Here is a 13587-nt window from a genome sequence, read left to right as displayed (position 1 = left end):
CATGCTCACGCCAAAAGAAATTGCTGAAAAAACTTTTGACAAAACTTTCGGATTCGGTTACAGAATGGACGATGTCAATGCCTTTTTAGAAGAGGCGGCAAAGTCGATGTCCGAGCTGCTTGAAATAAATTCAGACTTAGAGAAAAAGCTGGAGGTTTTGGCCGACAAGCTCACCGAATACCGCGAGGATGAAGAAAGCTTGCGTACAGCGATACTCGGTTCACAAAAACTTGGTGACAGCGTCATTCGCGAGTCTAAAACCAAAGCAGAAATTATATTGCGCGATGCCACCATCAAAGCTGAGGCGATGACCAACCACGCCAAGCGGCAGATAGAGCGTGAGCAGGACAATTTGCTGCGAACCCAGCGCGAGGTGGCCAGCTTTAAAAACCGTCTGCTTGATATGTATAAGCGGCACCTTGAATTAATCAGCGCACTGCCGGGGCAGGAGGAAGAGGAAGAGACTGAGACTCCTGCGGTTTCTGACGACATTCAGGCTGGTACTGAAACAACACCCCCACAGTCTGAGTCTTATAGCGGCTATGAAAAGCCGGCACCCCAAGCAGAACCCGAGATCACTGATCCGACGGCGGCTGATATAGACGCTGAGGAAGAAGATGAGGAGCTCGCCGGTTTTGGTGTGGCGCTCGAGGAAGAAGAAACCGAGACCGACGCGTATGATAATGACCCCACTTCATCTTATACGGCGCCTGACAATTCCAAATTTGGCGATATGAGATTTGGAGAGGCCTTTAAAATAAAACGTAACAGCAATCAGCCCAAGTTCAAAAAATAGTATTGTTATCCCACTTCCCACTAAAGATTAGATATGTTTGCGGCAGTTTTCAGCCTTGTGGCTCTTGCCAGGCTAAAATTCTATCGCCAATCTTCCGCTCTTTAATGGGGGAGAACAGTACAAGCTAATTTAAGGAGAGAGAACCCAATGGCTAATGACTACAACAGCACGATGAATCTGCCTAAAACAGACTTCTCAATGCGTGCCTCGCTTCCTCAAAAGGAACCGGAAATGATCAAGGAATGGGACGCAAATGATCTTTATTACAAGATGATTGAGCACAATCAAGGCAAGCCTTCTTTTATTTTTCATGACGGCCCGCCCTATGCTAATGCATCCATTCATCTTGGAACTGCACTGAATAAGACGTTAAAGGATATTATCGTCCGTTCTAAAAATATGTTGGGTTACTGTGCACCATACATCCCGGGCTGGGATACCCATGGCCTGCCCATTGAGCTGAAAGCATTGGCCGAGCTTGGCATTGAAAAGCCCATCACCCCGGTTGAGCTGCGCCAGACCTGCCGTGCGTTTGCTAAAAAGCATGTTGAGATTCAAAAGGGCCAGTTTAAGCGCCTTGGTACATTAGCCGATTACAACCATCCTTATATTACGCTAGACAATGCCTTTGAAGCCAAGCAGATCGAGGTTTTTGGCGCAATGGCCAAAAAAGGTTATATTTATAAAGGCTTAAAGCCGGTTCATTGGTGCCCAGATTGCCAGACCGCGCTGGCCGAGGCCGAGATTGAATATGCCGAGGATCCCTGCACGACCGTTTATGTGAAATTTCAGGTCACCGACGACAAGGGTGGCCTGTTTACCAAACTCGGTGCCGATCTTTCCAAAACCTATGTGGTTATCTGGACAACCACCATCTGGACATTGCCCGCAAACCTGGCGCTTTGCGTCGGCCCGCGGTATGAGTATGCGCTGGTTAAGGCTAACGACGAATTCTATGTCATTGCCGAAGAGCTACTGCCCCAGGTTATGAAGGCAGCCGACATCTCAGATTACACCGTGCTGGGCAGTTTTTCCGGTGCGGACTTGGAGCTTTGCGTCTGCAAGCACCCCTTTATTGATCGCGATTCACTGGTCATCGTTGGCGACCATGTCACGCTTGAAAGTGGCACCGGCATTGTCCACACTGCACCGGGCCACGGCCTCGAGGACTTTGAGGTCTGTAAGCATTATCCGCAGATTCCGATTCTTGTCCCGGTGGACAACAAGGGTCGCATGACCAAGGATGCCGGTCAGTTTGCCGGCTTGACCACCGAAGAAGCCAACAAGGCAATTTATGCGCACATCAAGGAGAGCGGTTCGTTGTTTGCCGGCGAACACGTCATCCATCAATACCCGCACTGCTGGCGCTGCAAGCAGCCCATTCTCTTCCGTGCTACCGAACAGTGGTTCTGCTCGGTCGATCAGTTTAAGGATCAGGCGGTCGAGGCTCTCAGACAAGTTCATTGGATTCCCGGCTGGGGCGAGGACCGTATGGCAGGCATGGTACAGGACCGCAGCGACTGGTGCATTTCGCGTCAGCGTACTTGGGGTGTGCCGATTCCAATTTTCTTCTGTAAAGATTGCGGCAAAGAATATGTCACTGATGAGAGTATTGCAGCCGTATCTGAGCTGTTCAGAACCGAGGGTTCCGACGCATGGTATACCAAGGATGCTGCTGACATTCTACCCAAGGGTACGACCTGCCCACATTGCGGTGGCAAGGAATTCACTAAAGAAACCGACATCATGGATGTTTGGTTTGATTCCGGCGTAACGCATGCTGCGGTACTTGACACCCGCGAGGGGCAAAGCTGGCCCGCCGACCTGTATCTGGAAGGTGCCGACCAGTACCGTGGCTGGTTCCAGTCATCGCTACTGACGGCTGTGGCTTGGCGCAACACTGCGCCTTACCGCGAGGTTTGTACCCACGGCTGGGTTGTAGACGGCGAAGGCAAAAAGATGTCAAAGTCTTTGGGCAATGGCATGGTACCCGAGGATATTACCGATCAGTACGGTGCTGATATCCTGCGTTTATGGGTTGCATCCTCCGACTATCATTCCGATATTCGTGTCTCCAAGGAGATTTTAAAGCAACTCTCTGAGGTTTACCGCAAGATCCGCAACACCGCGCGCTATATTCTGGGCAACCTCTACGACTTTGACCCGAACAAGGATATGGTTTCAGACGACAAGCTGTTTGATATCGACCGCTGGGCACTGACAACGCTCTCGGACCTCGCGAAAAAGGTACGCGAATCTTACGGCACCTATGAGTTCTATACTATTTATCACGCGATTCACAATTTCTGTACAGTTGATATGTCTAATTTCTATCTGGACGTGCTCAAAGACCGCTTGTATGTTGAAGCAGCTGATTCTGACGCGCGTCGTGCAGCTCAGACGGCCATTTATCGCATTCTGCGCGGCCTGACGCTTATGTTGGCACCGATCATCCCATTTACCGCTGAGGAAATCTGGCGTTATCTGCCTAAGCAGGCGGGCGACAAATCTGAATCGGTTATGTTCCATGAGATGCCCGACGGAACCGCAGACAAGGCTTCCGAGGCGTTTATGGCGAAGTGGGATCGCATCCATGAGATTCGCGACAGTGCCAACAAAGTGCTGGAAGTGGCGCGCGCTCAGAAGAAGATCGGAAAATCCTTGGAGGCCAAGGTCATTCTCCACGCCAAAGGCGAGCTTTATGACTTTGTTTCTTCGGTCAAGGAACTGTTGCCGATGGTGCTAATCGTTTCGCAAGTGGAGGTCGTTAATGCCCCGGGCGGAGAATCTTCCGATATCGACGGACTCGGCATCGAGGTGCTTAGCGCGGATGGCGTGAAATGCGAACGCTGCTGGTCCTTCTCCGATACGGTTGGTAAAGACCATGATCATTCCACGCTTTGCGCACGTTGCGCTGCTATCGTCAAATAAATCAGCTTGTGCATATGGCGGCGCATCATACTCCTGTGATGCGCCGTTCTTCATACTACTTGCATAAAAATCTTATGAAGATTTTAAGGAGCAGAATTGTACGGCGCAACCGGGCATTTCTTTTTTAATAAGGAACATCATCGGTGGTAACGGACATCGCCCGTCAACAACAAGCGGAAGGAACGGTTCATAATTTATGTCTGCAACAATATGTTTTATATTGGTGGCTGTGCTGGTTATATGCGATCAGCTCATTAAGCTTTGGGCGCTGAACAGTCTTGCCCCCATCGGCACCATGATGGTGATTCCCGGTGTTTTAAGTTTTACTTACGTCGAAAATCCCGGTGCTGCCTTTGGCATTTTCACTGGCCGACGAACGCTACTGATTATTTTAGTAGCGACTATTCTCTGTGTCGCAGCCTGGCTGCTGCTCAGCGGAAAAATCAAGGGCAGGTTGGAGAAGTTATCTACTCTGCTGATTATTTCGGGTGGCTTAGGTAATTTGATTGATCGCATTCGGTACGGATTTGTAGTGGACTACATCGACATCAACGCGCTTTTCAGTTACCCGATGTTCAATCTGGCCGATTGCTGCGTTGTGGTTGGCGCTTGTTTGATGCTTATTACGGCATTTCGTTCAGAACAAAAAACACAACAACAACAACACGCGGATGAGGAAAAGGGGAACAATGGCGATACAGATTCAAGTAACGGTTGAGCATGAGGGCGCCCGTCTGGACGCCTTTGTCAGCGCTGTTTCTGACCCACCACTAAGCCGCAACGCTGTTCAGCAACTTTGTGAGCGAGGTCTGGTGCTGTGTAACGGTGCTGCAGCGGGTAAAAGTCTTAGAGTTAAAATCGGGGACAAGGTTGAATACAGCGAACCGGAACCTGTAAAGCTAGATGCCTTTCCGGAGAACATTGCAATTAATATTGTTTATGAGGATGATCATTTGCTGGTCGTGGATAAGCCGCAGGGAATGGTGGTGCATCCGGCGGCGGGCAATTTGAGCGGTACGCTGGTCAACGCGGTGCTATATCATTGCGCAGGCAGGCTTTCTTCGATCAATGGCGTAATCCGCCCGGGGATTGTCCATCGAATAGATAAAGATACCAGTGGGCTACTGGTTATCGCAAAGGATAATGTCACGCACGAGGGGTTATCCGCCCAATTTGCCGAACACAGCATCGACCGCTTTTATTTTGCCGTGGTACATGGACGCGTCAAGGAAGAGCTCGGGAGAATTGATAAGCCGATTGGAAGGCACCCGGTTGACCGTAAAAAAATGTGTGTCACCGAAAAAAATTCTCGCAATGCTGCCACGAACTATGAGGTGCTGGAGTGCTTTTCACAGTTTTCACTGGTGCGGTGCAAGCTTGAAACTGGGCGGACACATCAGATCAGGGTGCATATGGCGTCTATCGGGCATCCCGTCGCGGGCGATCCCATTTATGGGCCTGCAAAGCGTGTACCTTTGCCAGGCCAATGCCTGCATGCTGCCGTACTGGGATTTATTCATCCAATAACCGGAGCGCACCTGGTATTTGAATCACCATTACCCCAATATTTTAGCGATTTTATAGAAAAACTCAGAAGGAGCTCTAACTGATGAAGAAATTTGACGGATTCTGTCTATTTTCAGATGTGGACGGCACTCTGATAACCGACAAGTATGAAATTCCACAAAAGAACATAGATGCACTTAAGTATTTCACCGAAAACGGTGGCCTTTTCGCCCTAGCAACAGGCAGAGGGCTGCATGCTACTACTGTTGAATTGCAGAAAAAGCTGCCGGTTAATCTACCTTGTATTATGCTAAACGGTGGCTTAATTTATGATTTTAATAGTCAGCAAAGCCTCTATACCGCTGTTTTGCCTGACAACGCAGCTCTGTCTCTCGTGGATACGCTACTGGCTAACTACCCAAAGCACAGCATTGCGGTTTGGTGTCCCGACCACCGGGTGGAGTTGGGTGTGAGCGCGGAATGGATGCCGCCAAGCAAGACGGGGGAATTGGCCTCAGTAACCGACCCGTGGTGTAAGCTGGTCGTCCATCACGACCCTGGCGAGCAGAGCGAAATACTGGATTTTATCGAGCGACACCTGACCGGTGGCATGCAAACGACGGTATCTTGTGACCGTTTTATTGAGGTTATGCCGGACGGTGTTTCAAAGGGTAGTTCTATCGAATGGTTGGTTGACCATCTGGCGCTCGATCGCAGCCGTGTGCTGACGATTGGGGACTATTACAACGATTTTGAAATGCTCTCACTTCCGGGTATCCGCTCTTTTTGCCCCCAGAATGCCCCGGATGATATCAAAGCATTATGCGAACACACGCTTTGCCATGTCGAGGATGCTGCCTTAGAGGCATTGATTACATATATCGAGACACATTAAACCACATATATTATGTAAAGGAGCAGCAGAGATGGTAGCAGAACAGCAAAAGCGACAAAAACGCTGGCTTTTCTTTATTCTGTTTTACTGTCTGGGTCTGCTCCTTGTTTTGATAATTATCATGTTGTGGGAAAATCGACTCTTTGAACACGGCGTCACTACCGATGTGTACGCACAGCTGCCATCGGCTTCGGAAGTTTATTTGGTTAACCTGAACCACGCTACGACCGAAGAGTTGCAGGAACTACCCAAGATTGGTCCTGTATTGGCTGGTGAAATTATTGCCTATCGCGAGGCGCACGGCGGATTTTCCGAAAAGGAAGAACTGCTTCAGGTCAAGGGTATTGGTCAGGTGATTTACGATACTATTTGCAATCGGGTTACCATATAGGGATAAAGGTATTATTTTTTATTTTCGATCATAAATTCTCTACTGTCGACGACGCATTCAGCGCTGTTGAGTGGTGCGTTGCCTCGGCCGGACTTATGCCTTTCGGTTACGGCGTAGGTATCAAAGGCGCTTAATAGCTCTGCACCGGTGGGAACGGTGGTGTTATTACCTTTAATAATTCTTTTGTGCTCCATTATATTGACCCCTTTCATTGTTTATTTAGAATTACTGTTTGCTATTAAGGATAAAACTATGCATCGGTCTGATGCAAAAGTCTTTTATGCTGTCGGCTTTGTTTTGAGTGCCGCTTTTATCGTAGAACGACGAACACTTTGGCGGTTGATCCTGCTCATTTTCCTAATAATGTGCGAAGTAGACATTGAATTATTCCTATTATAAAGCCAAAAAATTGAGGTTTTGTTGCCAGTGTGTATTCTTAGGCGGATTATTTGTATAAAGCTGTTGACAAATGTGTGGGGTTGTTATATAATAACAGAGTCGCTGAAACGATGACGGTTGCTTGGTCAGGCTACTATGTTGATTGTTTGTGAGGACGAATATGGCCCGGTAGTTCAGTTGGTTAGAACGCTAGCCTGTCACGCTAGAGGTCGTGGGTTCGAGCCCCATCCGGGTCGCCATTTTCTCTTGCCTGCGGCGGATTTGCCAAGGCATTGACATGCCTTTGTAGCTCAGTTGGTAGAGCAGAGGACTGAAAATCCTCGTGTCGTTGGTTCGATTCCGACCGAAGGCACCATTTATGCGGGTTTAGCTCATCTGGTAGAGCGCCACCTTGCCAAGGTGGAGGTAGCGAGTTCGAGCCTCGTAACCCGCTCCAATTTCTCTAAAGCCTGATTTTTCAGGCAAACGGTACGGTTTTATCGTCCGTTTTTATGGCGCCATAGCCAAGCGGTAAGGCAGAGGTCTGCAAAACCTTTATCCCCGGTTCGATTCCGGGTGGCGCCTCCAATAGTAAATATAAGATCGGTAATACACCGGTCTTATTATTTTTCCTAACTATTGAACGTTTGTTCTAATTCTGGTATGATAAAGTAAAATAGCATTCCGCCTGCCGTTTATGCATATCAATGCTTAGGGGGAGGTGGCAATATGCGTAAAAAATTATTTTTTTGCATCGCGCTAAGCGCTTTATTAGCTTTTGCCTGTGGTTTGGGGATTTATTCTGTGACTAGGGTGATGAACAGTTTACATACACCAAGTTCTCCAATCATTATTATTGATGCGGGACATGGGGGCATGGACGGCGGTGCGACAGGTGTCAGCGGCGTCTTGGAAAAAGATATTAATCTGTCCATTGCCAGAAAGCTTTATAGTCTGGCGCAGTTGGATGGCTATGAGGCCATCATGGTGCGCAGCACCGATCAATCAGTACATGAAAAAGGAATCAGCGGGGTGCGCAAGCAAAAGGTGTCAGACATCCATCAACGGTTGGCGCTGGCCAAACAATATCCTGATGCAATTTTCATAAGCATACACCAAAACTACTTTCCGCAGCAATCCTCCTGGGGAACGCAGGTATTTTATAGCACCGAAAATGAACAAAGTCGGGTACTGGCTCAAAAGATACAGGATAATATCCGAGAGGCGCTACAACTGGATAATAAACGGGAAATAAAAGCTGCGGGCAAAAATTTATATCTGCTTAGTCATATGGATAATCCGGCCGTGATGGTCGAGTGTGGTTTTATTTCTAATCCAGAGGATTGTCAACGCCTACTGCAAGCGGATTACCAGCAACAGTTGGCGTTTAAAATATTGCAGTCAGTCACAGAGCTGCATATGAAAACCGAAACAGAAGGGGAAGTTGTCAATGGCACAAAAAATTAAACAGGTGTATACCTGCTCAGAATGCGGCTATGAAAGCGTAAAATGGCTGGGTAAATGCCCCGATTGCGGCAGTTGGAACACCATGAATGAAGAAATCAAGACATTGACACCCCAAAAAAGATCTGACAGCATAGCCACACATGCGGCTCCTGCTGCTGTTTCGTCCCTAAATGCCGTTGAATCGGGCGAGGAAATCCGGTATGTGACAGGAATCACAGAGCTTGATCGCGTATTGGGCGGGGGAATGGTACCGGGTTCGGTGGTACTTATCAGTGGCGACCCAGGCATCGGCAAATCCACATTACTTTTGCAGATGTGTCAGCCGCTCTCTTCCATGCTAAAGGTGCTATACATCACCGGAGAGGAAAGTGTACGGCAAATTAAACTGCGCGCCATACGCCTGGGCGTCAGCAATGACGGCATGTACATCTGCGCCAGTACCGATCTTGGGCAGATTCTGGCGACAATAGAGCAATGTAGGCCAGACCTTGTCATCGTCGATTCGATACAAACCATCAGCCATGCCGGGCTTTCATCGTCATCGGGCAGTGTTACACAGGTCAGAGAATGTACACAGCAGCTCACCCGTGCCGCAAAGGACAGAGAGATACCACTGTTTTTGGTCGGACATGTCAATAAGGATGGCGCAATTGCGGGGCCCAAAGTTTTAGAGCATATGGTTGATGCCGTTTTGTATTTTGAGGGAGAGCGCAATCTTTCTTACCGCATTTTGCGCGCGATCAAAAATCGGTTCGGTTCCACCAATGAAATTGGCGTGTTTGAAATGACTGATCAAGGCCTTGAAGAGGTGGACAACCCTTCGGTTTTATTGCTTTCCGGTCGGCCAGAGCATACCTCTGGTACCTGTGTAACCGCTGTCATTGAGGGAACCCGGCCTATTTTGGCCGAAATTCAAGCACTGGTTAGCAAAAGCAGCTACCCGGTGCCCAAGCGAAGCACCAACGGCTTTGACTTTAATCGCGCGGCCATGCTTTTAGCTGTTCTTGAAAAACGCTGTGGCTATTTTTTTGGTACGTTGGATGTGTACATAAATGTTGTTGGAGGATTAAGGCTCGATGAACCTTCGGCCGATTTATCGGTTGTGCTGGCGTTGATTTCAAACCTTTTGGACAAGCCGGTCGATGAGTCGTTGGCTGCATTTGGCGAGGTGGGACTTGCGGGTGAAATTCGCACCGTCAGTCGCGCACAACAGAGGGTAGGGGAAGCGTATCGACTTGGTTTTAGGCAGATTATTCTTCCTCAACAGAATGCTGAAAGCATCAACCCCGAAAACTACCCAGGACTAAAACTTATCACTGTCAAGAGTGTTGGTGATTTGCGCCGGTTGTTCGCATGACGCGCTGTAAAAATAAATGCAGTCGGTATTCATGCTGGCGTCGCTTTGGTTCAACTGCTGCAATGTGCAATAGCCGTCTTTTTGATGAACGCAGTGGTGCGCACATTTTATCAAATTCAATTTAGAGCACCTCCGGAACCTTTTTTGTATATTGTTTTCGCTGCGGAAACCGATTATTCTATAACTTTTTTCGTAAACTTTTAGGAGACATTAGACGGAATTTTAAGTTCTGGTAAAAGGTTGATACTTCTAAAGAAGTAGCCAGAAAAGCAGTTATGGAAAATAAGATGCTCATGACTTTGTAAAAACATAGCATTGTTTTTGAGAAAAAGTACATGATCTTGTTAAATTCCGTCCATTCCATTTCGCTAAATATTTATTTAGCGAAATGGAATGTGCGAAATAAAACATTCTATTCTCTAAAATTATAACTGTTTAAATTCAGTATGTAAAGCTTGCAACAATTTTGCAATTTTATAATAAGGATTTTTTCGTTTCACCTTAACTTTGTACATAGGTTTACCTGTAAACATTTTAAAATATTCGCATTCCAACAAGGGTTCACCACGTTCAGACATCATGCAATGTGTGCATCCTGGGTGACTGGGATAACAATGATAAAGCTGCTCATATGGACAGGATATGCAGCTGCAACGCATACACAAACATTTATTACAAGGCAAATTAGCCTTTCTTCTAAACTTATATCCCATATATTTTTAATTGTTCCCCCTCAATTTCACTAAATTTTTGATAAATCAAATCTGTAACATCCTCAAGTGGCCATTCCATAACCTCTTGATACATCCAGCCAGTATCATCTATAAACGGTTCAGTTGCGTCAGCACGTTCATAAGCGATTATACAATACTCGTTTTCAAATTCTGGCTTAAAGATCAATGGTATATCGTCAGAATCGAAAACCAGTTCAGGACGCTTTAACCCAGTCGAACACATATAAACTCTCTTCCCTTTTTCCATATCCGCTAAATCTTTTGTTATATACTTTGTAATGTAAAATGCACACGCGTCATAGTTACGAATTTTTGAGCAATTGAAAATTCCGAATGTTTTTCGATATCTAGGCCAATCCAAATAACCGCGAGTATTAGGAACCATGCAAAGTTTATTGTCAATTCGTTTTAAAACCTTATCAGGCCGAATTAACTCACCATCAGCAAACCCACTACACAGACCATGAAAATGAATAGCACCATCTTTATGAAACTCTGGGATAATTAAATACAAAAAATCTGGTGCATAGCGATTTTTATAATTATTAAAAAACTTTCTTAATTTCTTTTGACATTCGCCATAATTGTAGCGGTCTACCTTTTGGGCATCAAATGTAAAGGTACAAAAATATTCAAAGCGATTACACAAAACCAAATCACGAATATTTCTACGTGAACGTGACAGGCTTTCGGCTAACTTCCCTTCCCTTTCCTGCTCACTCAAAACATCTAAAATAGCTGATGTATTCCCAGCTGCCCTATCAATGATTTTATCTCTATCCCGCTTTATGTAAACATGCTTATATGGTACCGCGCTTGATGGATATTCCCAAATCCGATAAAAAGACAAATACAACACGCCCTTTTAAGTAGTGTTATATTAAAAACCCATAAAGTGAGTAAGAAGTGTTATTAAGTCTAGTATTGCAAAAAACATGCCAAGTCTGATCTCGTGCTATGCTTTAGGCAAAAGAACGAAGGGGGCTATCCCCTCTTGCGCCATTGAAAGTAAGACTTTCAACAGCGCAATTCACCCCGCACCCGCAGGGGCAGCCGACGCTAAGGCGTCGGCCTTCCTTTCTTTGAGAGTGAATTTTTATCTTTGAGCGCGTGGTATGAACTCCAGCCGCTTCATGCGCTCCACCTTTTCCCATGTGTCATAGAGTGAACGAAGTCCATCGCTTTGCACGAAGCCTTTACGCCCTGACGGAACACAGCGTTTTTTGACGATATAAGGTGTGTCGCCTGTCCCAAAAGTAGCAGCATCGTATTCTGTCCAACGCGTATAGCGGTTCAAGTAAGTACGACACATTCGAACATTTGAAGTCTGTTCACGGATAGGCTTTGCCACTCGTGAAAAGGCTTGCGCTGTCGACACTATTTTTATACGTTGTTTGCGCTGCTGGGAGATTTCAGAAAGAAGTTGCTCGGGAAAGTCCTTCCATTTATCAGAGCTATATTCCCCTTGAATTTCATCTATCGCAAAAATAACGCCATCCGTACCATTACGGATTTCAAACAAATCCCGCCATTCCTGCATGAGATAATCGGCATTTAGATATTTAAAATTAGTAACAATTTTTACTCGTGGATATTTCTGCCGCATCTCTTCAAGATATTCAACCATGCTGATGGTCTTCCCTGCCCCCTGCCGCCCTACAAAGAGCGTGAAACCGTATTCACTGAACACTTCGGCACGCTCCCTACGCGTAATAAAATCGCATAGCAGCCATCTAAAAAGGTCATACGGTACCCATGGTATAGCCAAGCTGCGAAGCCTTACAAGATATGCCGATGTAGGCAAAACACGATAATAAACAAAAAAGACTGTCGAAAAAGCAAACAAAGACAAGGCGAGTCCTGACAAGAAATAAAAGATAGCATTGCGAATCCACATCAGGACAGGCAAGAAGAAGGATAGAATTGTTAGTACCATTAAGACACCCCCGGAATTTTACGAATAACCCACATGACAACTGACCAAATAGCACGTGCATTATAGCAAAGTAAGATAAGAACAAAACAGGTCGAAACCGTAGGAACATGTATCCAGACGTTGGCATTATTGATCACCTTAACAACAGGATCGAAAAAACCATTAACAAACGACGTATCAGGTAGATCAGGAAACAAATTTAAGACAAAAAGAACAAGTGTTTTAAGCAGGTTTAAAATACCTTCAACGATCAACTTTATCCTCCTCCCCTACTGTTCAAATAGCGTCACTAAGCGGCGATAGCACACAACAGCGGTAAACAGAACAACACAGCCAGTCAAAAAGCCTTTCACCCACTCGACATACGACCGCACATGCCCCAAAACATCAAAAGTCACCAAAGGCGAATAAGGAAACATACTATTCGCAGGAATCTGAAAAGTCATAGACGGCGTATCTCCATTCAATGATTGGAAAGCGCCCAAAAGGGCATTATACAAAGAAAGCAATCCGCCCATCTTAACACTAGCAACAGCCCGAATATCTTCAAAATAATCGGCAAAGAATCCTTCACTAGGCACAAACAGTCCTATAAAAGCATCTTTCAAAGCATCCCAAAAGCCCTTCAAAAACCCCAGAATACCTCCGCCATCGTCTGGCTCCTCCTTGATATCAGACATCAAGCCACCATCATCACGAAAAAATAAAGAACCTTCAAAATCAGCAACATATGGAGACGTAGGAGTAGGAAAATTCATAGTGCATGAATCAAAATAGCGACCACTAACAATAACGCAATCTTTTTGAAAAGAATTCAACCCAAAAGTAGTTAATGCGGCAAAAGTCATATTGGGACCCGAAACATCAAAAACAACCCCTAAAGCACCATCAGTAAAAACAAGGTTAGCAAGTCCATTAGGTGAAAGAGTATCAACAAAAATGCTATCAGGGGATTTTACTTCGAGAAGAAGGTAACGATCAGAGGATGGAATATAGAGAACCAAACCCAACTCACTAGCCAAAAATGAACGCACTCTCTCCTTAGACGTATCATCCATAGTGGAAGTAATGAAAGTTTCTAAAACACTATTCCCGTTCTCAACCGTCAAATTTGGAGGGTTATATGCAAAAACCTGTAGCGTCAAAAAAGCCATACACAAAACAGCACTAATAAAAAAACGCTTCACAATACCACC

Annotated in this window: 13 protein-coding genes and 4 tRNA genes; 12 read left to right on the top strand and 5 right to left on the bottom strand. The window is 46.0% G+C overall.

Annotation, left to right across the window (positions count from 1 at the left end; all coding sequences use genetic code 11):
* Position 1 precedes the first annotated feature (1 nt).
* The 6 genes from RBH76_02440 (at position 2) to RBH76_02415 (ending at position 6519) form a co-directional block, all read left to right on the top strand.
* Positions 2-796 (top strand): DivIVA domain-containing protein, encoded by a 795-nt coding sequence (locus tag RBH76_02440; GenBank protein ID WMJ84298.1) that lies wholly within the window; start codon positions 2-4, stop codon positions 794-796.
* A 147-nt stretch (positions 797-943) separates the two neighbouring features.
* Entirely contained in the window at positions 944-3727 is a 2784-nt protein-coding gene (ileS, locus tag RBH76_02435; GenBank protein ID WMJ84297.1) for an isoleucine--tRNA ligase, read from the top strand.
* Between the two features lie 196 nt (positions 3728-3923).
* A complete protein-coding gene (lspA, locus tag RBH76_02430; protein ID WMJ84296.1) occupies positions 3924-4445 on the top strand; it encodes a signal peptidase II in 522 nt (173 codons plus the stop codon).
* Positions 4417-5337, top strand: coding sequence for an RluA family pseudouridine synthase (locus tag RBH76_02425; GenBank protein WMJ84295.1), 921 nt, complete (start codon positions 4417-4419; stop codon positions 5335-5337). The genes lspA and RBH76_02425 overlap by 29 nt, the downstream gene beginning before the upstream one ends.
* Positions 5337-6128, top strand: coding sequence for an HAD-IIB family hydrolase (locus RBH76_02420; protein ID WMJ84294.1), 792 nt, complete (start codon positions 5337-5339; stop codon positions 6126-6128). The genes RBH76_02425 and RBH76_02420 overlap by 1 nt, the downstream gene beginning before the upstream one ends.
* A 31-nt stretch (positions 6129-6159) precedes the next feature.
* A complete protein-coding gene (locus tag RBH76_02415; GenBank protein ID WMJ84293.1) occupies positions 6160-6519 on the top strand; it encodes a helix-hairpin-helix domain-containing protein in 360 nt (119 codons plus the stop codon).
* 11 nt (positions 6520-6530) lie between these two features.
* Here the strand turns inward: RBH76_02415 and RBH76_02410 are convergent, their stop codons facing one another.
* Positions 6531-6713, bottom strand: a complete 183-nt coding sequence (locus RBH76_02410) for a hypothetical protein (protein ID WMJ84292.1) — start codon at positions 6711-6713, stop codon at positions 6531-6533.
* Positions 6714-7080: 367 nt separating this feature from the next.
* Here RBH76_02410 and RBH76_02405 point away from each other — a divergent pair.
* From RBH76_02405 to radA, 6 genes are all read left to right on the top strand, one after another.
* A tRNA-Asp gene (locus RBH76_02405) sits at positions 7081-7157 on the top strand.
* A gap of 40 nt (positions 7158-7197) precedes the next feature.
* A tRNA-Phe gene (locus tag RBH76_02400) sits at positions 7198-7273 on the top strand.
* Between the two features lie 5 nt (positions 7274-7278).
* Positions 7279-7354, top strand: a tRNA-Gly gene (locus RBH76_02395).
* A gap of 57 nt (positions 7355-7411) precedes the next feature.
* Positions 7412-7485 (top strand) — tRNA-Cys (locus tag RBH76_02390).
* 141 nt (positions 7486-7626) lie between these two features.
* Positions 7627-8364 (top strand): N-acetylmuramoyl-L-alanine amidase, encoded by a 738-nt coding sequence (locus RBH76_02385; GenBank protein WMJ84291.1) that lies wholly within the window; start codon positions 7627-7629, stop codon positions 8362-8364.
* Complete coding sequence (gene radA / locus RBH76_02380) at positions 8348-9721, top strand: DNA repair protein RadA (protein WMJ84290.1); 1374 nt, start codon at positions 8348-8350, stop codon at positions 9719-9721. Before RBH76_02385 ends, radA begins: the two co-directional genes overlap by 17 nt.
* Before the next feature lie 702 nt (positions 9722-10423).
* Here radA and RBH76_02375 read toward each other — a convergent pair.
* The 4 genes from RBH76_02375 to RBH76_02360 form a co-directional block, all read right to left on the bottom strand.
* Complete coding sequence (locus RBH76_02375; protein ID WMJ84289.1) at positions 10424-11305, bottom strand: hypothetical protein; 882 nt, start codon at positions 11303-11305, stop codon at positions 10424-10426.
* Between the two features lie 246 nt (positions 11306-11551).
* Positions 11552-12391 (bottom strand): hypothetical protein, encoded by an 840-nt coding sequence (locus RBH76_02370; protein WMJ84288.1) that lies wholly within the window; start codon positions 12389-12391, stop codon positions 11552-11554.
* Positions 12391-12645 (bottom strand): hypothetical protein, encoded by a 255-nt coding sequence (locus RBH76_02365; protein WMJ84287.1) that lies wholly within the window; start codon positions 12643-12645, stop codon positions 12391-12393. Before RBH76_02365 ends, RBH76_02370 begins: the two co-directional genes overlap by 1 nt.
* Positions 12646-12660: 15 nt before the next feature.
* Positions 12661-13578, bottom strand: coding sequence for a hypothetical protein (locus RBH76_02360; GenBank protein ID WMJ84286.1), 918 nt, complete (start codon positions 13576-13578; stop codon positions 12661-12663).
* Between the last annotated feature and the right edge of the window lie 9 nt (positions 13579-13587).

It is taken from the genome of Oscillospiraceae bacterium MB24-C1 (assembly GCA_030913685.1).
Taxonomy (GTDB): Bacteria; Bacillota; Clostridia; order Oscillospirales; family Ruminococcaceae; genus Yanshouia.
Note: the sequence above shows the minus strand (reverse complement) of the source record. Positions and strands in the feature narration are given on the sequence as shown.